Origin of the sequence: Rhodococcus sp. NPDC059968, assembly GCF_042738615.1 — a bacterium.
Taxonomy (GTDB): Bacteria; Actinomycetota; Actinomycetes; order Mycobacteriales; family Mycobacteriaceae; genus Rhodococcus_F.
Genome location: NZ_JBHWUE010000031.1, coordinates 23357 through 45981 on the forward strand (window position 1 = coordinate 23357; position 22625 = coordinate 45981).

A 22625-nucleotide genomic window follows, 5' to 3' on the forward strand; every position below is an offset into this window, starting at 1 on the left:
GATGCGACACGGGCCACAGTGCTGTCCGGGGCCGGAATCGGCATATCTCGCGAGGTATCGGTCCTGGTAAGCTGAGCGCGCCGGGTGTATGTCCGGTAACAACCTTCACGGGCCGATGCTGTCCCGGTAGACCCCCGAAAAGCAGTTAGCGCCCGTCGTGGCGACCCCGCTAGCGGAGGCCGCCGACAGCACGTGCGGAGCGCACACACTGGTGGTCTTCCTGGCCGATGTGGAGGTATATCGGTGCTGTTCTCTCAGTTGCCCGGTCCTCAGGGCTTGTACGACCCGGACCAGGAAGTCGATTCCTGTGGCGTCGCCATGGTGGCGGACGTGCACGGCCGCCGCTCACACTCCATCGTCTCCGACGGACTCCTCGCCCTCGAGAATCTCGAGCACCGCGGTGCGGCAGGATCGGAACCGAACAGCGGAGACGGCGCCGGCATCCTTCTCCAGCTCCCCACCGAATTCTTCGGGGAGGTCGTCGAGTTCGATCTCCCGGCGCCGCTCGACGACGGCAGCAGCACGTACGCGGCGGGCATCTGCTTCCTCCCGCAGGACCCGCAGGCGCGGGCTGCCGCGCAACGACGCGTGTCCGACCTCGCGGCCGAGGAGGGGCTCGAGATCCTCGGCTGGCGTCGGGTGCCCGTCGATCCCGACGGCGCGGACGTCGGTTCCACGGCCCGGGCCTGCGAACCGCACATGAGCCAGTTGTTCGTCACCGCACCCGCCGTCGGCGGGATCCGGCCCGGCGGGCCGGCACTCGAACGCCTGGTCTATCCGCTGCGCAAGCGGGCCGAGCAGGTCACTCCCGAGGTCGAGTCCGAGGGCAGCGGCGTGTACTTCCCGTCCCTCTCGAGCCGGACCGTCGTCTACAAGGGGATGCTGACCACGTCCCAGCTGTCACGGTATTTCCCGGATCTGCGCGACCCGCGGATCGCGAGTGCGATCGCGATCGTACACAGCCGGTTCTCCACCAACACGTTCCCGTCCTGGCCGCTCGCGCATCCGTTCCGGTTCGTCGCGCACAACGGCGAGATCAACACGGTCCGCGGCAACCGGAACCGCATGCGCGCCCGCGAGGCGTTGCTGTCGAGTTCGATGATCCCGGGTGACCTGCGCAGGCTGTATCCGATCTGCACCCCCGACGCGTCGGATTCGGCGTCGTTCGACGAGGTGCTCGAATTGCTGCACCTCGCCGGCCGCAGCGTGGCGCACGCGGTGATGATGATGGTGCCGGAGGCGTGGGAGAACGACACGTCGATGTGCCCCGACCGTCGGGCGTTCTACCAGTTCCACGCATCGCTGATGGAGGCGTGGGACGGACCGGCGTGTGTGACGTTCACCGACGGGACCGTGGTCGGCGCCGTGCTGGACCGCAACGGGCTGCGTCCGGGACGCTGGTGGCAGACCGTCGACGGGCGGGTGGTCCTCGCGAGCGAGAGCGGCGTCCTCGACGTCCCGCAGGCGGAGGTGGTGGCGAAGGGCCGGCTCGAACCGGGCCAGATGTTCCTCGTCGACACGTCGGAGGGCCGGATCGTGCCCGACGAGGAGATCAAGATGCGGCTCGCGGCGGAGCAACCGTACGCCGAGTGGCTGTACGCCGGTTTGCTCGAACTGAAGACGCTGCCGGATCGCCCGCACGCGCAGCACAACCACGAGTCGGTGGTGCGACGGCAGGTGGCGTTCGGGTACACCGAGGAGGATCTGCGCATCCTGCTCGCGCCGATGGCCGCGTCCGGCGGCGAGCCCCTCGGCTCGATGGGGACGGATACGCCGATCGCCGTCATGTCGCAGCGTTCGCGGCTGCTCTACGACTACTTCGTCGAACTGTTCGCTCAGGTCACGAACCCGCCGCTCGACGCGATCCGCGAAGAGATCGTGACATCGCTGTCGCGGGTCATGGGCCCGGAGCAGAACCTGCTGGAGCCGACCGCGGCGTCGTGCAGGCAGATCGTGCTGCCGTGGCCGGTGCTCGACAACGAAGAGCTGAACAAGATCATCAACGTGAACGCGGACGGCAACCATCCGGGGCTGGCCGCGACGGTGCTGCGCGCGCTGTACGACGTGGAGCGCGGCGGTGCGGGGATGGCCGAGGCGATCGAGGAATTGCGGGCTCAGGCGAGCGCCGCGATCGCGGACGGCTACCGGACGCTGGTGATCTCGGACCGAGACTCCGACCACACCCGCGCGCCGATCCCGTCACTGCTCGCGGTCGCCGCGGTGCACCATCACCTGGTGCGGACCAAGGAACGCACCAAGGTGGCGCTGGTCGTCGAATCCGGTGACGCCCGCGAGGTCCACCACCTGGCGCTGCTCATCGGGTACGGCGCCGCGGCTGTCAACCCGTACCTCGCGATGGAGTCGATAGAGGACCTCGTGTCCGAGGGCGAACTCACCGGCGTCGAGCACACGATCGCCGTGCGGAATTACCTCACCGCTCTCGGCAAGGGTGTGCTCAAGGTGATGTCGAAGATGGGCATCTCCACCGTCGGCTCGTACACGGCGGCGCAGGTGTTCGAGGCGATCGGCCTGGATCGCGACCTCGTCCACGAATACTTCAAGGGCACCGTCAGCAAGCTGGGTGGCGCCGGTCTCGACGAGATCGCCCGAGAGGTCACCGTCCGCCACCGCCAGGCGTACCCGGACAACCCGGCCGAGTTCGCCCACCGGCGGCTCGAGGACGGCGGCGAGTACCAGTTCCGCCGTGACGGCGAACTGCACCTGTTCACCCCGGAGACAGTGTTCCTGCTGCAGCACGCCACCCGCACCGGTCAGCACGAGGTGTTCGCGAAGTACAGCGACGAGGTGAACCGGCTGGCCGAGGCCGGTGGGGCACTGCGTGGTCTGTTCACGTTCCGCGACGGCGTGCGCCCGCCGGTGCCGCTGGACGAGGTGGAACCGGTCGAGCGGATCGTCACCCGGTTCAACACCGGCGCGATGAGCTACGGCTCCATCTCCGCCGAGGCCCACGAGACGATGGCCGTCGCGATGAACAATCTCGGCGGACGCTCCAATACGGGCGAGGGCGGCGAGAACGTCGACCGCCTCTACGATCCGTCCCGCCGCAGCGCCGTCAAGCAGGTGGCGAGCGGGCGATTCGGCGTCACCAGCGACTACCTGATCAACGCCAGCGACATCCAGATCAAGATGGCGCAGGGCGCCAAGCCCGGTGAAGGCGGCCAGTTGCCGGCGTACAAGGTGTACCCGTGGGTCGCGGAGACCCGGCACTCGACGCCGGGGGTCGGGCTCATCTCGCCGCCGCCGCACCACGACATCTACTCGATCGAGGATCTCGCGCAGCTGATCCACGACCTGAAGAACGCCAACGATCGGGCCCGGGTCCACGTGAAGCTGGTCAGCTCGGTGGGGGTGGGAACGGTCGCCGCCGGCGTCAGCAAGGCGCACGCCGATGTGGTCCTGATCTCCGGGAACGACGGCGGAACCGGCGCGACGCCGCTGACGTCGATGAAGCATGCCGGGGCGCCGTGGGAGATCGGGCTGGCCGACGCCCAGCAGACGCTGGTACTCAACGGTCTCCGCGACCGCATCACCGTCCAGTGCGACGGCGGGATGCGCACCGCGCGGGACGTCGTGGTCGCGGCGCTGCTGGGTGCGGAGGAATTCGGGTTCTCGACTGCCCCGCTGATCGTGGCGGGTTGCATCATGATGCGGGTCTGCCACCTCGACACCTGCCCGGTCGGTGTCGCCACCCAGAACCCGGAGCTGCGCAAGCGGTACACCGGCAAACCGGAGTTCGTGGAGGAGTTCTTCCGGTTCGTCGCCGCGGACGTGCGCCAGTACCTGGCGAACCTCGGGTTCCGCAGCATCGACGAGGCCGTCGGTCACGCGGATGTCCTCGAGACCGCCCAGGGGATCGCGCATTGGAAGAACCGCGGACTCGACCTCACGCCGATCTTCGCGGTGCCCACCGGGCCGGACGGGGCGCCACTGCCGCAGCGGCGCCGGGACCGCGATCAGGACCACGGACTGGACCGGGCACTGGATCGCACGCTCATCCAGCTGGCCGAGGGTGCCCTCGAGGACGCGCACGCCGTGGAGATCGAGATGCCGGTGCGCAACGTCAACCGGACGGTCGGCACGCTGCTCGGCGCGGAGGTCACCCGCCGGTACGGCGCCGCCGGGCTGCCGGACGACACGATCCGGCTCACGTTCACCGGTTCGGCCGGGCAGTCGCTCGGTGCGTTCCTGCCGCCGGGCATCACCATCGACCTGACCGGGGACGCCAACGACTACGTCGGCAAGGGATTGTCGGGCGGGCGGATCGTGGTCCGTCCCGCCGACGACGTCCTGTTCGTCCCGGAAACCCAGGTGATCGCGGGCAACACCCTGCTCTACGGTGCCACCTCGGGCGAGCTCTATCTCCGGGGACGTGTCGGCGAACGCTTCTCCGTGCGCAACTCCGGTGCGTCGGCCGTCGTGGAGGGCGTCGGCGACCACGCCTGCGAATACATGACGGCCGGACGGGTCGTGATCCTCGGACCGACCGGCCGGAACATGGCGGCCGGCATGTCCGGCGGCATCGCGTACGTCCTCGACCTGGACCCCGAGGACGTGAACCCGGCGATGGTGAAGCTCCTGCAACCCGACCCGGACGACCTCGACTGGTTGTGCGGCGCGGTCACCCGGCACCACCGGTGGACCGGTTCCGCGGTGGCGGCGTCGGTGCTCGCCGACTGGCCCCGCCGCTCCGCGTTGTTCACCAAGGTGATGCCGGTGGACTACCAGCGGGTGCTGGACGCGACCCGGATGGCCAAGGCAGAGGGACTCGACGTCGACACTGCGATCATGGAGGCGGCACGTGGCTGATCCACAGGGCTTTCTGCACATCGTCAAGAAGGAGGCGAGCAAGCGTCCGGTCGCGGAACGGGTGCACGACTGGCACGAGGTGTACACGCCGCAGAGTCCGGCGGAGCGGGCCGCCGAGGTGTCCGAGCAGGCCGCCCGGTGCATGGACTGCGGAATCCCGTTCTGCCACTCGGGAAGTGCGGGCTGCCCACTGGGTAACCTGATTCCGGAGTGGAACGACCTGGTGCGGCGCGGCCGCTGGTCGGCGGCCAGTGAGCGGCTGCACGCGACCAACAACTTCCCGGAGTTCACCGGGCGGGTGTGTCCGGCGCCGTGCGAGTCGGCGTGCGTCCTCTCGCTCGCCGACACACACACGACCGGCAGCGTCACCATCAAGCGGATCGAGCAGGCCATCGCCGACGTCGCGTGGGAGTCCGGCACGGTGGTCCCCAAGCCGCCGATGATCGCCACGGGCCACAAGGTGGCGGTGGTCGGTTCCGGTCCGGCCGGTCTCGCGGCGGCTCAGCAGCTGACCCGGGCGGGGCACGACGTCACCGTCTACGAGCGCGACGACCGGCTCGGGGGACTGCTGCGGTACGGCATCCCGGAATTCAAGATGGAGAAGGCGATCCTCGATCAGCGCCTCATGCAGATGCGTGCCGAGGGAACGCATTTCGTCACCGACTGCGAGGTCGGCGTCGACCTGACCGTGGAGCAGATGCGCGAGAATTTCGCTGCCGTCGTTATCGCGATCGGCGCGCTGCGGGGCCGTGACAACACGACCGTCGAGGGCCGGGAGCTGAACGGGATCCACCTCGCGATGGAACACCTCGTCACCTCGAACAAGGAATGCGAGGGTGACGGTCCCGCGACGATCACCGCCAAGGGCAAGCACGTCGTCATCATCGGCGGCGGCGACACCGGGGCCGACTGCCTCGGCACGGCGCACCGCCAGGGCGCGCTGTCGGTGACCCAGCTGGACTACAACCCGGAGCTGCCGACGGAACGGGACGAGGCCGCGACGCCGTGGCCCGCGTGGCCGATGGTGCTGCGCACGTCGCCCGCGCACGCCGAGGGCGGTGTCCGCCGATACCAGGTCGCGGTGCAGCGTTTCCTCGGTGACGAGAACGGGAACGTCCGATCCATGGTGCTCGCCGAGGTCCGGGTCGCCCGCGAGGACGGCAAGCGCATCATCACGCCGGTCGGCGAGGAGATCGAATTGCCGTGCGAACTGGCACTTTTCGCGATCGGATTCGAGGGGGTCGATCTCGGGCCGCTGCTCGACGACTACGGGCTGTCACCCACCCGGCGCGGATCGCTCTCCTGCGGACCGGACTGGCAGACCACCGCACCCGGGGTCTTCGTCTGCGGGGACGCGCACCGCGGCGCGTCGCTCGTGGTGTGGGCGATCGCGGAGGGCAGGTCCGCGGCGCACGCCGTCGACGTGTATCTGACCGGGGCGTCGGATCTCCCGTCGCCGGTGCATCCGACGGCGCTCCCGCTGGCAGTCGTCTAAATGGAGAAGGGCGCGCGGGACGACTAGGCTCGAGGCCGTGAACCGACGCACGAAGATCGTATGCACACTTGGACCTGCTACCGCCACCGGTGACCGTATTCGCGAGCTCGTCGAAAGCGGTATGGACGTGGCTCGGCTGAACTTCAGCCACGGCGAACACGCCGATCACGAGGAGAACTACAAACGCGTCCGGGCGGCCTCGGACGCGACGGGGAAGGCGGTCGGCGTCCTCGCCGACCTCCAGGGCCCGAAGATCCGGCTCGGCCGGTTCGCGGAGGGTCGCACCACGTGGGCCAACGGTGAGGAAGTGCGGATCACCGTCGACGAGGTCGAGGGCACCCACGACCGGGTGTCGACCACCTACAAGCAGCTCGCCGAGGACGCCAAGGCGGGCGACCGGCTGCTCGTCGACGACGGCAAGGTCGGTCTCGTCGTCTCCGGTGTGGACGGCAACGACGTGATCTGCCGGGTCACCGAGGGCGGCCCGGTCAGCAACAACAAGGGCGTGTCCCTGCCGGGGATGAACGTGTCGGTCCCGGCGCTGTCGGAGAAGGACATCGCGGACCTCGAGTTCGCGCTCGGCCTCGGTGTCGACTTCATCGCCCTGTCGTTCGTGCGGTCGCCGGCCGACATCGAACTGGTTCACGAAGTGATGGATCGGGTCGGTCGCCGGATCCCGGTGATCGCGAAGCTCGAGAAGCCGGAGGCGATCGACAACCTCGAGGCCATCGTGCTGGCGTTCGACGCGGTGATGGTCGCCCGTGGTGACCTCGGTGTGGAGTTGCCGCTCGAGCAGGTGCCGCTGGTGCAGAAGCGGGCGATCCAGATCGCCCGGGAGAACGCGAAGCCGGTCATCGTGGCCACCCAGATGCTCGAGTCGATGATCGAGAACTCGCGGCCCACCCGCGCCGAGGCGTCCGACGTCGCGAACGCGGTCCTCGACGGTGCGGACGCCGTCATGCTGTCCGGTGAGACGTCGGTCGGTAAGTACGTGATGGAGACGGTGCGCACCATGGCGCGGATCGTCGAGGCGGTGGAGAACGAGTCCACCCAGGTGCCGCCGCTGACGCATGTGCCGCGCACCAAGCGGGGTGTCATCTCGTACGCTGCCCGCGACATCGGGGAGCGGTTGGATGCGAAGGCGCTGGTCGCGTTCACGCAGTCCGGCGACACGGTGCGTCGCCTGGCGCGTCTGCACACGCCGTTGCCGTTGCTGGCGTTCACCCCGTTGCCGGAGGTGCGCAGCCAGTTGTCGCTGACGTGGGGCACCGAGACGTTCATCGTCGATCCGGTCGACAGCACCGACGCGATGGTGCGGCAGGTCGACCACGCGCTGCTCGGGTTGGGCCGGTACCAGAAGGGCGAGCTGGTGGTCATCGTGGCCGGGTCGCCGCCCGGCACCGTAGGCTCGACCAACCTGATCCACGTCCACAGAATCGGCGAAGAGGACCACTAGGTGAGCGAAGTCGCGGCGAAGACCGATCTCCAGACCCTGCTCGAACTTCTCGATCTCGAGAGGACCGGGGAGGACACGTACCGAGGTCGGCATCCCGCGCAGGTGGGTAGCCGGACGTTCGGCGGCCAGTTGATTTCCCAGGCACTGGTCGCCGCCGGCCGCACCGTGAGCGGCGAGCGTGCCGTGCACGCGATCAACGCCCACTTCATCCGCGGCGGCGACGTCAAGGAACCCATCGAATACCGTGTCGCGCGGCACCGTGACGGGCGGGCCTTCGCGAACCGTCAGGTCACTGCGCTGCAGAACGGTGAGGAACTGTTCGTCATGCTGGCGGCGTTCCAGGATTGGGGCAAGGGTCTCGAGCATGCGGTCGAGGTGCCCGACGTCCCGTTCCCGGACACGCTGCCGCCACTGGGCGACCACTTCCTGGGGTACGAGGATCGCCTGAAGATGTTCGTCGACGCCCTCAAGCCGATCGACATGCGTTACGCGAACGACCCGTCGTGGATCATGAAGGGCACGGGGGAGAAGCTCACCCACAACCGGGTCTGGATGAAATCGGACGGCGACCTTCCCGACGATCCGCTGATTCACGTGGCCGTCATGGGCTACTCGTCGGACACCACGGTCCTGGATTCCATCATCACCACCCACGGACTGTCGTGGGGGCTGGATCGGATCGTCGCGGCCACCGTCAACCATTCCATCTGGTTCCACCGGCCGTTCCGGTTCGACGACTGGACGCTCTACGCCACCGAATCGCCGGTGGCGGCGGGGTCCCGCGGCCTCGCGACGGGGCGCTTCTTCTCCCTCGAGGGCGAGTTGCTGGCCACCGTGGTCCAGGAGGGTCTCATCCGCCACTTCCCGCCGCGGAAGTAGCGGCCCCGCCATTCCTTTGCCACCGAACGGTTTTGAACGGTAGTTCAGCTGGTGGGTGCGGCGTATGGTCGGTCTGGAATCTCCGAAACGGAACGGACGTGCACTATGAGCGCAGACGCACCCGAGCAGAAGAACTCCGGCCGGCCGGCCGAGAGCGAAGTTCCCCTTCCCGACGACGAGGCGCTTGCCGAAGCCAAGAAGAAGGTGGCGGAGATCGACGCCCGCTACGAGCCGGGCGCCCGCGAGACGGTAGTCCTCCCCGGCTCCGACGGGACGGTGTCGGGTACCGCCTTCGACGACTACGTCGACGACGAAGGCAACCTGAAAAAGCCTGAGCCCGAGAAGGACTCGTAGACCCCCCGTCAACGTCGTCCAGTTCTCCCTGCCCGATGTCCCGTTCGCGCGGCCGAAACCGCCCAAATGGGACATCGGGCGACGTGTGGGTGCGGATCGACGCGTGTCCTGCGCGTATCTCTCGCCGATGACCGAGGTCCGGGGTTAGACTTCGCCATCTTTTCTGGTGAGTTTCACCTCGTGATCGGGGATATGGGTCGTGGACTGGAACAACGTCGTATGGGACAGCGCGATGTGGCTGCTCAAGGCCTACGTCATGACTGTCGTCGCGTTCGTCGTCGTAGTGATACTGCTCGCGCGGTTCACCAAATGGGGTAGGCAGTTCTGGCGCTTCGCCGCGCCGTACTTCGATCCGCGGCGCAGCCTCAAGCCGTTGACCATCCTGGCGCTGCTGCTGCTGTCGACGGTCTTCGCGGTGCGGATGACGGTGCTGTTCTCATACTGGTACAACGACTTCTACGATTCGATCCAGAATCTGGACGAGCCGGCGTTCTGGCACTTCCTCCGCGTATTCGCCATTCTGGCGACGGTCCACGTGGTGCGGGCCCTGATCGAGTACCTGATCGGGCAGACGCTCGACATCGACTGGCGGACGTGGCTCAACCACCATCTCGTCGACGACTGGCTCGACAGCCGCGCCTACTACCGCGACCGGTTCCTGGACGACGCGATCGACAACCCGGATCAGCGCGTCCAGGCCGACATCACCAACTTCGTGACCACGTCCCGCTCGCTGTCGATGGGCGCGGTGACCGCCGTGCTGTCGATCGTGTCGTTCACGGGAATCCTGTGGGATCTGTCCGGCCCGATGACGGTGTTCGGCGTGGAGATCTCGCGGGCGATGATCTTCCTGGTCTACATCTACGTGCTGGTGACCACGGTGGTGGCGTTCTGGATCGGCAAGCCCCTCATCAAGCTGAACTTCCTCAACGAGAAACTGGGCGCCAACTTCCGTTACGCGCTGATCCGGGTCCGGGAGTACGGGGAGAGCATCGCGTTCTACCGCGGCGAGAACGTCGAGCGCCGCACGCTCGCCGGACGGTTCGCGGACGTCATCCGGAACATGTGGCAGATTGTGTTCCGGACGTTGAAGTTCAGCGGATGGAACCTCACCGTCAACCAGACGGCCGTCATCTTCCCGTTCCTCGTGCAGGGTCCGCGACTGTTCACCGGTCAGGTGTCGCTCGGTGACGTGATGCAGACGTCGCAGGCCTTCGGCCAGGTCCACGACTCCCTGTCCTTCTTCCGCGAGTCGTACGCCGACTTCGCGAGTTTCCGCGCCACCCTCATCCGACTCAACGGTCTGGCCAACGACAACCAGCACGCCGCCGAACTCCCGATCCTGAAGACCGGAAAGTCGGGCGACGACCTCCAGGTCGAGAAGCTGGACGTGCGCATCCCGACCGGACAGACCCTCATCGAGGGCCTCGAGCTCACCGTGACCCCCGGGCAGTCGTTGCTGGTCAAGGGCCCCTCGGGCTCGGGAAAGACCACCCTGCTCCGCACGCTCGCCGATCTGTGGCCGTACGCCGACGGCACGGTGTCACGGCCCTCGGGGGAGGCCATCTTCCTGTCCCAGCGGCCGTACCTGCCGCTCGGTTCGCTGCGGACCGCCCTGGCGTACCCGAAGGAGCCGACGGCGGCCGACGACGTCGTGCGCGCTGCGCTGTCGAAGGTGTCGCTCGGCAATCTCGGGGATCAGCTCGACGAGACCGCCGACTGGACGCGGATCCTGTCCCCGGGTGAGCAGCAGCGTCTCGCGTTCGCGCGGGTGCTGATCGCACGTCCCGCGGTGATCTTCCTCGACGAGGCCACGTCGGCGATCGACGAGGGCCTCGAGTACACGCTCTACACCCTGCTCAGGACCGAACTCCCGGACAGCATCGTGGTGAGCGTGGGCCACCGCAGCACCCTCAACCAATTTCATTCCCGCGGGGTGGAACTCGAGGGGGAGGGGCGGTGGACGGAGTCGGAACTCGTGGGGTGACCAGCGGGATTCGTCCAGCGAGCTACCCGGCGTCCAGCCGAGTCGTGAACTGCAGGAGCGGTAGGGATCTCCGGTCGTCGTGTTCCATTGCGACACAAACAGATGCAGCTCGTCCAGCGTGGACGACGGATGGATGAATCCGCCGTAGATCTGCGCCCACGTGCCGTCCATCGCTCCCCAGCCGCCCCCCCGCGATCTGCACGGTCGGCTCCGACCACGGTCCGTCGATGCGCGCCGCCGTGCGCGTGACGACCGCGTACGCGGTGGGATCGAAGTAGGCGAGGACCCAGGTGCCGTCGATTCGTCGCAGGCACATCTCCCCGACGGGGCCCGGCAGGATCGGGGTCGCCGGCTGTCCCCACGCCCACCCCGTGCCGCGGTCCCAGCCCCAGTCCTCGTAGGCTCCGGGTTCGAGGATGCGCGATTCGGGGACCCGCCGGAGGATCATCCCGCCCGGATCGGTGCGGTCGAACGCGCTCGAGACGACGTAGACGTAGCCGTTGTGCCGTTCCATGGTCCAGAGCTGATCGAGCGACCCGCCGCGGTTGTCCCAGCGGGCGGGTGAGCGGTGCCAGTTCTCGCCGCCGTCGTCGGACCAGGCGAGATACGTGAAGTTCGTCGGCCATCCATGCGACCTCCACGAGTGCACACTGACGACGGACAGATAGGTCCGATCACCGATCGTGACGGCGTCTGCGGGAACGACGGTGAACTCGCTGCCCGCCGCTTCCCGGTCGGGAAGTTCGCGTACGTCGTGCGCGTTGGGGAGGATCTCCCTCGCCGTCCGACCGCCGGCCGCGGATTCGAACTCGATGCCGCCGCGCAGATCGGTTGTGGTGGAGCGCAACATCACGGGGCTGCGCCACCGCCTGCCGTGTCGGCCGGGTGAGCTGAACGTGTCGCCGAAGAGGAACGCGACCCTGCCGTCGGCCAGGCGCGTGGGACAGCCGAGGTCGGTGCCGTGCACACCCCAGCGCCGCGTCGCCGCTCCGGTGACCTCCTTCACGAAGGTCGCTGCCGGTGTGGTCGTGCTGCCCGGGATACGCACTCCTCCCTGTCGGTGAACCGGTGGTCAGGACGACTTACGGTAGGACGCGGCGAGTTCGTCGGCGCGATCCCACGGGGACCAGTCGACCTCGCGGCCGTCCAGTTGCGCTTCGACCACCTCGAGTCCCGCGTGCCAGCCGGCGGCGTGCGCGTAGGCGGATTCTTCTTCTTCCACGGTGTGGGTGAGCGTCAGCCAGCAGCCTCCGCTGCCGTCGGGGACGAGTTCCCAGTGCAGCGTCTCGGCGTCCCACAGGTACTCGAGGATGTGCGCGGGATGAACTGAGATGACCGTCCCGGTGGTGGTCTGATCTGCGGGCAATCCGAATCGGCGCACCTGCTCCGGCGTCACCCGGAAGACGAGGTCGGCACCCGGAGTGAGGTCGAACTCGACGTCGGCGGGGAACCAGGCCTTCAGGTACTGCGGGTCGGTGAGAACTCGCCACACCTTCTCCGGCGAGTGCGAGAGCGCTTGCTGGAATCGAAGGGCTACGCGCCCGTCGTAGGTGAAAGTGACGGTGCCGAGCTCCATGGGTGACCTCCGTGCTCGAGGGCGTACCTGTCCCACCATGGTACTGGCAGGACGGCGCAGATCCCCAGGATCGGCCACAAAAAACCGCCGCTACCTGCGGGGTCGTCAGTCGCCGACAGTGGAGAGCCCCAGACGCTGCAGGCGGTGCGGGTCGGCGAGGATGTCGATCCGGACGATCTTCCCACCTGCGATGGTGAAGGCCATGACCGACATGGCTTTTCCCTCGGGTGCGGTCACGACCCCGGCGGCGCCGTTCACCAGCGCGAGCCGGGCGAAAGGAGCGAAGCGCGAGAAGGTGAGGGCCTGCTCGCTGACGGCGCGGGCTCCGCGCACGAGTCGTGCAACACGAATGCGAGCCGCTCAGCGGGCGTCAGCGTGTCGAGAACGACCAGCAGCGCGAGTCCGACGGAGTCGCCGAGCACTGCCTCGTGCTCGGGATCTGCCACGTCCAGTTCGCTCACGATCGGATCCGGCACATGGACGTCCAGGGGCTCCTCGCGGCGAGTCTTCCGTGAGCGGAGCATGTCGAGGCACACCCGGGCGACCACCGTCGTCAGCCAACCCCGCAGGTTCTCCACCTCCGACGCCTCGGCACGGCTGAGCCGGAGCCAGCCCTCCTGCACGGCGTCCTCCGCTTCGCTGATCGAGCCGAGCAACCGGTAGGCGACCGCCGACAGATGCGTCCGGTTCTCCTCGAAGCGGTGCGCCAGAACTTCGTTGTCGTTCATCTGTCACATTCTGCCGTCGCGGTTCGTCATGTCAGTGAGAACGAAAATCAACCGGTGTGACATCACCTCACCCGAATACCTTTGGAGGCAGACAATCATGAAAGCCCGAATGACCAACCCCGCGATGATCGTTCCCGACGCCATGAAGTCTCTGCTGGCTCTGGGAAAGGCAGCGTCGAAGGCGGACGTGCCGCCGGTGACCCACGCGCTCGTGCATCTGCGGTCGAGTCAGATCAACGGCTGCAGCGTGTGCGTGGACATGCATTCGCGTGAGCTGGAGAAGGAGGGGGAGATCAACGAGCGGATCTTCGCGGTGGCGGCGTGGCGGGAGGCTCCGTACTTCAGCGACGCCGAACGCGCGGCCCTGGCGCTGGCCGAGTCGATGACCCGGTTGAGCGATCGTTCGGACCCGGTGCCCGACGATGTGTGGAACGAGGCCGCCCGGCACTACGACGAGCAGGCGCTCGCATCGCTGGTCCTGTCGATTGCCACCGTGAACCTGTGGAACCGTCTCAACGCCGCCACCCGGCAGGTCGCGGGCGGGCAGTGGTGACGGCAACACCGTAACGGGCGACGAGATGCGAATCGCAGGTCGGAGAAAGTATCCGACCTGCGATTCGCGGAGAAATCCTGGCAGTGCCCTCGGTGAGACTCGAACTCACACTGGACGGGTTTTGAATCCGTTGAAAAGTGTTTCCGCTGGTCAGCTTTGATCGTCAAGTCTTACAGTTCGACACCCGAAAAGTGCTGCGCTGTAAGGTTTGACGATCATTGCTCTCCGCTCTCTGTCAGCTTTGACGATCAATTCATATCAGAACTACTGCGAGTGACTGCGAGTGAAACCGAACTCGACCCGCCGGGGTGCTCGGTGTCGCGACCCGACGGCCACAAGCGGGGGACGCTGCCGACGGCGCGCGAGGTAGACCTCATCTCGCTCGAACGGCTCCCCGTCGGCGAGGTCGAACGTCCCGCCGGTGAGGTCCGTCCCGCTGGTGTCGATGTCCTCGGCGCCGTCGCACTCACACCGGCCGACGGTCAGCACCTCCCGGCCGAACGCACGGACGGTGATCACGCGGCACCCCTATCCCGCTTCGCTTGGTTGCGAGTCCTTCGGCGGGCCTGTCTCGTGACTCGCTCCGGGTCGGGCACGGAGCCGGGGTCGGCGTACTGCCTGCCGCTCTCGAAGTGGACGCGCTCGGTCCACGCCGACGGTCCCGTCTTGTCGAGCTGCGCGTTCTTCTGGCGCTCGAACGCCGTCTCGGCGAGTAGTTCAGCGGGTATCGGCCTGCCCCGCTGTGCTGGGTCGCTGTGTCGGGAGTAGTGCGCCGTCCAGAGGTCCTCACGGAGACACCGGACGCAATTCCAGCCGACCGGCTCCGTCGTCGCGAGGTCGATGCGACCCTTCCTCATGGTGACGACGTGCGTCGTCCTCGGGGTGAGTTCGTGCCCGCGACGGCACCGCTCCGGGACGGTCAAGCTGACGGCGTCCTTCTGCTCACTCATCGCTGCCCACCTCGCCGTTCCTCATCCCAGCGGGTGAACGCCGTCCAACTCCACTCGCGCGGCACGCTGCGCCGACTGCGCGAGCCGTTGAGGGTCAGCCCGTTCTCATCGCACCACTGCCAGTAGCTATCCCACTGCGCCGCGACCGCGATCATGGTCCGCCAGTGCGAGGCCACGGCCGGACGCTGCCCGCGCGGGATACGCGCCACCTCCTCCGGCTCCAGGCCGTATGCGGCTTCGCAGTGGTCGGCGTTGTCGTGGTCGGGGTGCTCCGGGACCTCGGCGAGCCACTGGAGGAACGACGACGGCCGGAGCTTGGCGGGCACGTCCTCGAACCTCAAAGCCCGCTGGCGGAGGTGGCTGGGGTGTCCTCCGGAGCGCTTGACCATCACGCACCCCGCTTGCGCATCGGCCGTGCTCCACGGCGCGGTGAGGCGCTGGCGACGGCATAGGGACCGCGCGTGCTCCCCGGCTGCACTCCGCGAGGACGAACGCCGCTGTCCGCCACGTCAATGCGGTGCGCGATCAACGTAGTCAGCTTGGCGAGCGCGGTTCGCTGCTGCCGGATCTCGACGGCGGCCGGGTTGGTGCGCGAGGTCCCGGCGGCGCTCGTGAGCATCGCGCCGTTGCGGTCGATGTCCGCTTGAAGCTCTGCGATCAGATCGGCGGTGTCGGCGGCCTGCGTGATCAGTAGTTCGTCGTCGTGCTCCAGGGTCAGTCCGGCGTCTGCTGCCTTCTCGAAATAGAACCGCGCCAGCTCCTCGCCAGTCGTCTCGGTCTGCTCGGTCATTGTCTGGACCTGCACTTTCTGTCATATACCCCCGTGGGGTATTCGCATACGTGAAGGGTATCGAACCCTGTCAAATCTCGGTCCTGCCAACCGACCGTTCGGCAGATAGTCAACCGATCGTTCAGCCGGTTATGTGCCCGATCGGCCGGTTGGTAATGCCGAATGCTGGACCCCCTCGACACCCCCTCGACACCCCGCTTGACCGGCCGGAGGGTGTGATTCACCAAAAGCCAATAGCGGCAAGGGATTACGGCTCAATTCCCCGTTGCCAGAGCCTCTGTGGGGCGCTCCGGCGCCGTCGCCGGGGGTCACTCGAACCCACCTCGGCGTCCTAAATCCGCTGGTCAGGGCGCTAGGGGGCTGGAATGGGGGTGTGGGAGAGGTGTGGGGGAGGTGTGGGGGAGGTGTGGGGGAGGTGGTGTTTAATATCGCTCGTCCCATGACGCAGTACGGGGCTGCCCTCCGAGAGAGCCGCCGGGGGGACCTCCCTCCCCGGGGGTCCAGCGACACCCCTACCCCCTCGACGCCATGCGCTAGGACACCAGCGCCGACCTGAGCCTCCCCGGTGTGGCTCACACCCGCTCAGATCGACGCTGACGCACTAGAACCTAGTCGGTGAGGTATCGACCGAAACCGCGTCCGTCGGCGTTCGTGTCCGTCTTGACCTTGACGCCGGACAGCGTGACCTTCTCGTCCTTGCCGGACGGCACGCGGTACTGCCTGCCTGCCTGCTCGCGCCGGTCGGACTCCTCGCGCCGCTGGTGCTCGGCGCTGTCCTTCACTGCCTCCCGTTCGGCGTCGCGGGTCGCGTGCTCCTCACGCCGTCGCTGCTCGGCCTGTGCTCGATGCTCGGCCATCCGCTTGCCGTACTCCTCGGTCAAGTACTGACCCATACCGTGCGTGCTGCTCACTTGGACCCCTGTCCTTCGTTGCTCTGCGCGACCCCTGCCGGTGCAGGACGCTTGTTCTCCAGCCACCAGACCAGCGCGTGGTGTGCTCCCGCGACCCCTACCCGCGACCCCTCGAACTGTGACCACCACGCGGTCACCTCGGCCTCCCCGTGATCCCCACCGGCGAGCGTCTCCGGACGGCGCGGGTCGAACCCTGCCGCCAGCGCGACCCCTACCCACCGCCGAGCGCTCTGCACGTCGCTCCAGGTCCCCACGGCCCGCTTCCACGCCTTGAACGCGTCGAGCACGTCCGTGGTCCCGTTCTCGATGACCCCGTCGCGATCGTCGAACTCGATACCCGCTGCGGTGAGCGTGTCCGCTGCGCTCCCGGCCTTCTCCAGCACCTCGCGGGCTGCCGACAGGATCACCCCGTCCACCTCGGCGAGAACGTCCTTCACCCGCTGGCGGGCCTTCTCGGCGTGCTGTTCCCGGATGCGCTTGGTCACGGTGTCTGCGAGCGCGGACGGCGAGAGGACGTGCTGCACGGCGTCCACGAACTCGATGTGTGGCGCCAGGATCGGCGGAACCTTGGCCTTACCCGCTGCGGCCTCCCAGCCGTCCGCGAGCACGGCGTCGAGATGTTCGGCGCGAGCGGCGAGTTGCATCGCCTCTTCGGCCTCCCGGCGCTCCTCGGTCACCCGGTGCTCCAGCTTGCGCGCGCTCTCTGCGATCCGGTCGAGCCGCAGCACGTCGAGCACGCTCTCGCCGACCTCACCCCGAAGCGCGGTTGCGACGTCTCCACCTCCGGCCGCCGCAATACGCTGCGCGCGGTCCTGTTCGCGCTGCTGGCGCTCCCGTGCGTACTTCTCCCGCCGGGGTGCTCCCACAATCTCGTGGACCGCTGCCGACTGGCGATACTGCTCGTTGCCGCGCTCCGCGAGCGGGTCCACGGCCGCCGGTGTGGCCGGTGCGCTGGTCTCCGTCTCGGCGGTGTCGGTGTCGGCGACGTAGTCGACGCTGACGTTCTCGAACGGGGTGCTGATGTCCTTGCTCACTTGAATCTCTTCTCTCTCGGTTACTTGGCGGTCGTCGGCAGGATCAGCCGAACGACTTTGTGGTGACGGTTGTTGAGGTGTCCCTCACCCATCCATTCGAGCTGGCGCTCGGTATCGGTGAGCTTGGCGAGTGCTGTGTCGGCGGTGTCGTGGAGCGTGATGGTCGGCCACTGGTCGAACCACCAGACGAGCGCGTACGGCCCGGTTCCGCTGCCCTCCAGCACCCCGTTAGGCCACAGGCACCGGGACATCGCCGTATACGTCCGGTGGACCCGCTCGCAGTTGTGTGCGCGATACGCCTTCACTCTCGGGTCTGCATAGTCGGCGAGTGCGGCCTGGACCTCGGCGCGGCCCATCCTCAGTGTCAGCTTGGGCACTTTCTTTTCCTCTCTTTTTCTCTTTTCTTTTCCAACCCCCGGGCACCGGACGACAGCCGACAACACCGGGCGCTCGGGTGCGGGGTGGGCGGGGTGCATATAAAGACATGCACCCCACCCCACCCCACCCCTCACCGGAGTGCCGCGCGTGGTGCGGGGTGGAGTGGGGTGCACACCAAAAAAGAAAGATCTACCTGCGGTTTCTCGGAAATTCCACCCCGATTCCACCCCGGTTCCACCCCAAGAAAATCGGGGTGAAAATCGGGGTGGAGCGGAGAGGGGATTCCACCCCAAGCGGGTGCTTGGTTTTCGGCTATTCCTGCGCATCGATTCCACCCCCGTCCGGGGTTTCCTCGGCCGCGAGACGCGCGGCCTCCCGGTTCTCGCGGAACTCGATCGCAGTGGTCACGAGCTTGTCGTCGAACTTGTGCTTGCGCTTTGCCCGTAGCTCCGCGATGGCGTCCCGCTTGGTGACCTTGAACGGCAGCTTGGCGGCGTCCATCTTGACGACCAGGTCGAGCACACGCGGGTCGGTGTCGCCGTCGAGAGCGCTCGACTTCGCGGCGCGGGTCACATCCACCCGGACGTGCGTCAGCGGGTTGTCTCGACGCTCCAGGTGGACCACGCGGGGGTGTCCGTCGAAACCGTTGCGCATCTTGCCGGTGTCGACCGGGTTGGACAGCCGCAATGTGTCCGGGGCCGACTTGTCCGGGAGGTCGAGAACCCACTCGACATCGAGCTTGGCTTTCTTCGCGCTCGCGCCGCGAGCACGTGAGTTGTCGTGTCCGGTGTGGTCGGCGTAGACCACGGTGATGCCCGACGCTTTGAGCGGGAGCGTCACCAAGCGGTCGAACTCCAGCCACGTGTCATTGCTCGACTCCTCCCCGCCGACGAACGCCGACAGGGTGTCGAGCACGATCACGTCCAGCCCGCCGACTGCGATGGCGAACTCGCGGATGAACGCCAGGAACGCTTCGGCGCCGTCCGGGGTGCAGAGCGCGGGCCACGTCGGCGCGTCGTCGGTGAGCGTGCGCAGGTGGAAGTTCGGCAGGTGGCGGGGGAACCGGAACCGACGCGTGTAGTCGGTCCACCACGGCAACCCAAGCTCTCCGTCGATGTACAGGACCCGCTGCGGCCGATTCAGACGGCGAGGCTTGCCGTCCTCGTCCACGTCGAGCGACGACATTCCCAGCGACCAGTTCACGGCCATATCGGAGAGAAGAATCGTCTTGCCGAATCCGCTCGCTGCGGTCAGCTTGTTGACGGCTCCGGCCTCGATGATGCCGTTCTCCAGCCACACACGCGGGATTGGCGGTAGTGAACGCGCTCCGGTCAGGTCGGCGATGCCGGGGACGCTCGGCTCAGTGGACTCCGGCGCGAACCCCGCGATGTCGACGCCACGGGCCTCGAACCGCTCCACCAGATCGAGGTACGGCAGATCCGGACTCGCCGGGACGATGAACGCGCCGTGCTCGGCAAGCCAAGCGGGGTCGAGAAGCGCGGCCGTGTCCTCGTCAGGGACGAAAAAGAGCACCGCAGCGGGGTCGAACGGGTCCTCGCTGACCTGCTCGTCCTCGACCCAGAGAAGGTCCAATGCCGCCGCAGCGTCGACTGCCGTCTCGGGGACGTCGAAATACTCGACTACATCGCCGTCCGCATCCTCGTCCACGTCGATGTACTCGGTCTCGGCGGAATCATCTGACTCATCGGAGTTATCGAAATCCTCGGCCGTATACAGAGCACCCCACAGAACAGAGCGATTCGGCGAGTACAGCGCATGCCACTCCGTCGACTCGGCTCGCGAACCCTCCACTACATCTGTAGTACCGGACTCGGTTTCTGTGGCCGGTTGGTGGTCGGTCGGCATGGCTCCCGCGTCGGCTCGCGCGGGAGCCGTTGTCGTTTCTCGGGACATTGCGCTCGGTTCCTGTCGTCGGTGTGTGCGAGTAAGCCGCTGGTCACGCGCTGGTGCGCAGTGATTCGAGCCATGTGTCGATATCTCGCGGCGCGAAGTGGTAGCCGTTGCCGATTCGGTACGCGTCGAGCGCACCCTCGCGGACGGCCTGCCGGATGAACGACGGTTTGAGGTTGGCGCCGAACACTTCTCCGACGTACTCGACTGCGGCGCCGGTCGACGGGATGCACGGGGTGTTGTAGAACACCTCGGCGTGCTGCTCGGCGGTCACCTGCTCGCCGCGCTTGAAACGGTCGGCGTACGAGTGAAAAAGCGGGTTGAGGGCCACCGGAGGGCCTCCTTCGTCATGTCGTGTCGGTCGAACTCGATGTGGAGGACACTACGGAGTCGTGCAAACTCGATCAACCCGAAAAAGACTGTGCTGCAAGTGATTTAGATAGATTTGATCGTCAAAGCTGACAGCCTCGACCCTCGAACGTGCGGCAGCGGCCCGCTGGCAGAAAGATAACGGTTTGATAACGGAACGGTTTTCACTCGCACTCGCGATAGATTGAGCGGGTGACGACGACCAAGACGGCGACCGTGAGCACCCCGGAGACGCCGAAGACGAAGCGCAACCGCCGAAGCGGGATTGAGGACCTGTGGATGCGGCGCGACGGCCGCAAGTCCACGAAGTACGGCGTCAAAAAGCGCTGGCAGGCGCGGTTTGTGGACTATGACGGTCACGAACACATGAAGTCGTTCGAGGACAAAGACGACGCGCAACAGTGGCTCGACCAGAACACGGCCGACTTGGTGACGGGCAAGTTCGTCGGCAAGGCAGCCGGGACGCGCACCGTGGGCAGCGTTGCCGCGCAGTGGATCGAACACCGCCAGCACTTGAAGCCGAAGACGCTCGCCGGATACCGGTCGCTGCTCGACGGTCTGGTGCTCCCGACGTGGCGGGATGTGACGCTGGCGGATGTCGACTACGCCGGGGTGCGTTCGTGGGTCACGGCGATGCAACAGGGCAGGCACGCCGTCGGCGAGCGGGACGGGCAGGGTCGCATGATGCGCGCACGGCCGCTGTCGGCGTCCCGGACCATCCAGGCGTACCAAGTGCTGAAACAGGTCCTCGATGACGCCGTGCGGATGAAGCTGCTACCGGTCAATCCCGCTGCCGGGGTCGAGATGCCGCGCAAGCCCGAAGGGGACAAGCGCTACCTGTCACACGCGCAGGTGGACGCGCTCGCGCTGGAGTGCGCCGACCTCGCGACGATGGTCTACGTCCTGAGCTACTGCGGACTGCGGTTCGGCGAGGCCGTGGCGCTGCGGGTGTGTGATGTGGACCTGGAAGGCTCACGTCTCAACGTCCGGCGCTCGGTGACCTACGTCAGCGGGACCGGCTTCGTGGAGGGCACAACGAAGGGGCATGAGTCCCGCGCGGTTCCGGTGCCCGCGTTCCTGGTCGAGTTGCTGCGCGAGCACGTCCGGGACGGCGAGCCGACAGCGCTGGTGTTCCCCGGCAAGAGCGGGGAGTGGATGACGCCGGGGGAGTTCCGGTGGCGGTTCGACCCCGCTGCGACGGCGGTCGGCGTGGACGGTCTCACCCCGCACGAACTCCGGCACACGGCCGCATCACTCGCGATCCGCTCCGGCGCGACGATCAAGGTGGTGCAACGGATGCTCGGCCACAAGACGGCGACGCTGACTCTCGACCGGTACGGCCACCTGTTCGACGACGAACTCGACGGCCTCGCGACCCGCTTGGATGCCGGACGGTCGGCGGCGCTGGCTCCGGCGCGGCCCGCTCTCGATGTCGGCCGTCTGGCGGGTCACCTCGAACTCACCGGGGAGCAAATCGCGAAGCTCGCCGACCTGCTCGCGGGGTAGCTCCGGGGACTGCTGCGAGTGGCTGCGAGTGAGATTGGGGTTACCCCCTATGGGTATGAGTCAGAAAACCTACTCTGACCTGCACCTTTCGGTGCCCTCGGTGAGACTCGAACTCACACTGGACGGGTTTTGAATCCGTTTCCTCTGCCAATTGGGATACGAGGGCGTGTTGCGCTGTACCACTGTAGAAGATCGCCGTCGGGAGTCAACCACCGGTACCCTTCTAACGTTCGCTCCCCGCGCCGGGGTCGTCCGAGCAGAGGAGAATGGTGGCCGTGAACGCTCCCCAGCAGCAAGGTGTGCCGTCGCAGCCGCGACGGGTCGTGGTGGCCGAGGACGAGGCGCTGATCAGGCTCGATCTGGTCGAGATGCTGCGGGAAGAGGGCTACGACGTGGTCGGTGAGGCGGGGGACGGGCAGGCCGCCGTCGACCTGGCGGTGGAGCTCAAACCGGACCTCGTGATCATGGACGTGAAGATGCCCCGTCGCGACGGTATCGATGCGGCGTCGGAGATCGCCGCGAAACGTATTGCGCCCGTGGTCATTCTCACAGCGTTCAGCCAGCGCGAGCTGGTGGAGCGGGCTCGGGACGCCGGGGCGATGGCGTATCTCGTCAAGCCGTTCTCCTCGGCCGACCTGGTGCCTGCGGTCGAGTTGGCGGCGAGCCGGTTCAAGGAAGTGACGGCGCTCGAGCGGGAGATCTCCGATCTGTCGGAGCGACTGGAAACCCGCAAGATCGTGGAACGCGCCAAGGGCGTGTTGATGGAGAAGCAGTCCCTGACCGAGCCCGAAGCGTTCAAGTGGATCCAGCGGGCCGCTATGGACCGCCGGTCGACCATGAAGGCGGTCGCGCAGGTGGTGCTCGAGACCCTCGGTGGGGAAGCTCCCACCAGCTGAGCCGCGAGATCGGCAACAGCCGATG

General features: G+C 67.1%; 19 protein-coding genes, 1 tRNA gene and 2 pseudogenes. 9 read left to right on the plus strand and 13 right to left on the minus strand.

Features of this window, described 5'->3' with window-relative positions:
- Positions 1-243 precede the first annotated feature (243 nt).
- From gltB to ACFWAY_RS23780, 6 genes are all read left to right on the plus strand, one after another.
- Positions 244-4827, plus strand: coding sequence for a glutamate synthase large subunit (gltB, locus tag ACFWAY_RS23755; RefSeq protein WP_378452496.1), 4584 nt, complete (start codon positions 244-246; stop codon positions 4825-4827).
- Complete coding sequence (locus ACFWAY_RS23760; protein ID WP_378452495.1) at positions 4820-6322, plus strand: glutamate synthase subunit beta; 1503 nt, start codon at positions 4820-4822, stop codon at positions 6320-6322. The genes gltB and ACFWAY_RS23760 overlap by 8 nt, the downstream gene beginning before the upstream one ends.
- A 37-nt stretch (positions 6323-6359) precedes the next feature.
- Positions 6360-7778, plus strand: a complete 1419-nt coding sequence (pyk, locus tag ACFWAY_RS23765) for a pyruvate kinase (protein WP_378452494.1) — start codon at positions 6360-6362, stop codon at positions 7776-7778.
- Entirely contained in the window at positions 7779-8657 is an 879-nt protein-coding gene (locus ACFWAY_RS23770; RefSeq protein ID WP_378512384.1) for an acyl-CoA thioesterase, read from the plus strand.
- A gap of 105 nt (positions 8658-8762) precedes the next feature.
- On the plus strand, positions 8763-9011 hold the full coding sequence (locus tag ACFWAY_RS23775; RefSeq protein WP_378512385.1) for a hypothetical protein: 249 nt from the start codon (positions 8763-8765) through the stop codon (positions 9009-9011).
- A gap of 199 nt (positions 9012-9210) precedes the next feature.
- Positions 9211-10998, plus strand: coding sequence for an ABC transporter ATP-binding protein/permease (locus ACFWAY_RS23780; protein ID WP_378452491.1), 1788 nt, complete (start codon positions 9211-9213; stop codon positions 10996-10998).
- Positions 10999-11020: 22 nt separating this feature from the next.
- Here the strand turns inward: ACFWAY_RS23780 and ACFWAY_RS23785 are convergent.
- From ACFWAY_RS23785 to ACFWAY_RS23795, 3 genes and pseudogenes are all read right to left on the minus strand, one after another.
- Positions 11021-12046, minus strand: a pseudogene (locus ACFWAY_RS23785) (DUF4185 domain-containing protein).
- A 24-nt stretch (positions 12047-12070) separates the two neighbouring features.
- Positions 12071-12574, minus strand: coding sequence for an SRPBCC family protein (locus ACFWAY_RS23790; protein ID WP_378452489.1), 504 nt, complete (start codon positions 12572-12574; stop codon positions 12071-12073).
- Between the two features lie 105 nt (positions 12575-12679).
- Positions 12680-13302: pseudogene (locus ACFWAY_RS23795) on the minus strand (sigma-70 family RNA polymerase sigma factor).
- A gap of 97 nt (positions 13303-13399) precedes the next feature.
- On the opposite strand from ACFWAY_RS23795, the gene ACFWAY_RS23800 reads away from it, so the two are divergent.
- Positions 13400-13855 (plus strand): carboxymuconolactone decarboxylase family protein, encoded by a 456-nt coding sequence (locus ACFWAY_RS23800; protein WP_378452488.1) that lies wholly within the window; start codon positions 13400-13402, stop codon positions 13853-13855.
- Positions 13856-14119: 264 nt separating this feature from the next.
- Here ACFWAY_RS23800 and ACFWAY_RS23805 read toward each other — a convergent pair whose 3' ends face one another.
- From ACFWAY_RS23805 to ACFWAY_RS23845, 9 genes are all read right to left on the minus strand, one after another.
- On the minus strand, positions 14120-14374 hold the full coding sequence (locus ACFWAY_RS23805; RefSeq protein ID WP_378512386.1) for a hypothetical protein: 255 nt from the start codon (positions 14372-14374) through the stop codon (positions 14120-14122).
- A complete protein-coding gene (locus ACFWAY_RS23810; RefSeq protein WP_378512387.1) occupies positions 14371-14805 on the minus strand; it encodes a hypothetical protein in 435 nt (144 codons plus the stop codon). Before ACFWAY_RS23810 ends, ACFWAY_RS23805 begins: the two co-directional genes overlap by 4 nt.
- Positions 14802-15131 carry a hypothetical protein gene (locus tag ACFWAY_RS23815; RefSeq protein ID WP_378512388.1) on the minus strand — a complete coding sequence of 110 codons (330 nt, stop codon included), beginning with the start codon at positions 15129-15131 and terminating at the stop codon, positions 14802-14804. The genes ACFWAY_RS23810 and ACFWAY_RS23815 overlap by 4 nt, the downstream gene beginning before the upstream one ends.
- 62 nt (positions 15132-15193) lie before the next feature.
- A complete protein-coding gene (locus ACFWAY_RS23820) occupies positions 15194-15595 on the minus strand; it encodes a hypothetical protein (protein WP_378512389.1) in 402 nt (133 codons plus the stop codon).
- A 608-nt stretch (positions 15596-16203) separates the two neighbouring features.
- The gene (locus ACFWAY_RS23825) at positions 16204-16506 is read right to left on the minus strand and encodes a hypothetical protein (RefSeq protein WP_378512390.1); all 303 of its coding nucleotides are present in this window, start codon (positions 16504-16506) and stop codon (positions 16204-16206) included.
- Positions 16503-17540: a hypothetical protein gene (locus ACFWAY_RS23830; protein WP_378512391.1), complete on the minus strand. Its 1038-nt coding sequence runs from the start codon at positions 17538-17540 to the stop codon at positions 16503-16505. Before ACFWAY_RS23830 ends, ACFWAY_RS23825 begins: the two co-directional genes overlap by 4 nt.
- Positions 17541-17560: 20 nt before the next feature.
- Positions 17561-17917, minus strand: coding sequence for a hypothetical protein (locus ACFWAY_RS23835; protein WP_378512392.1), 357 nt, complete (start codon positions 17915-17917; stop codon positions 17561-17563).
- A gap of 313 nt (positions 17918-18230) precedes the next feature.
- Complete coding sequence (locus tag ACFWAY_RS23840; protein WP_378512393.1) at positions 18231-19730, minus strand: AAA family ATPase; 1500 nt, start codon at positions 19728-19730, stop codon at positions 18231-18233.
- Positions 19731-19875: 145 nt separating this feature from the next.
- A complete protein-coding gene (locus ACFWAY_RS23845) occupies positions 19876-20160 on the minus strand; it encodes a helix-turn-helix domain-containing protein (RefSeq protein ID WP_378512394.1) in 285 nt (94 codons plus the stop codon).
- Between the two features lie 230 nt (positions 20161-20390).
- On the opposite strand from ACFWAY_RS23845, the gene ACFWAY_RS23850 reads away from it, so the two are divergent.
- Positions 20391-21704: a tyrosine-type recombinase/integrase gene (locus tag ACFWAY_RS23850; protein ID WP_378512395.1), complete on the plus strand. Its 1314-nt coding sequence runs from the start codon at positions 20391-20393 to the stop codon at positions 21702-21704.
- A gap of 92 nt (positions 21705-21796) precedes the next feature.
- Here the strand turns inward: ACFWAY_RS23850 and ACFWAY_RS23855 are convergent.
- A tRNA-Leu gene (locus ACFWAY_RS23855) sits at positions 21797-21870 on the minus strand.
- Positions 21871-21970: 100 nt separating this feature from the next.
- On the opposite strand from ACFWAY_RS23855, the gene ACFWAY_RS23860 reads away from it, so the two are divergent.
- The gene (locus tag ACFWAY_RS23860; protein WP_378452487.1) at positions 21971-22600 is read left to right on the plus strand and encodes an ANTAR domain-containing response regulator; all 630 of its coding nucleotides are present in this window, start codon (positions 21971-21973) and stop codon (positions 22598-22600) included.
- Positions 22601-22625 lie beyond the last annotated feature (25 nt).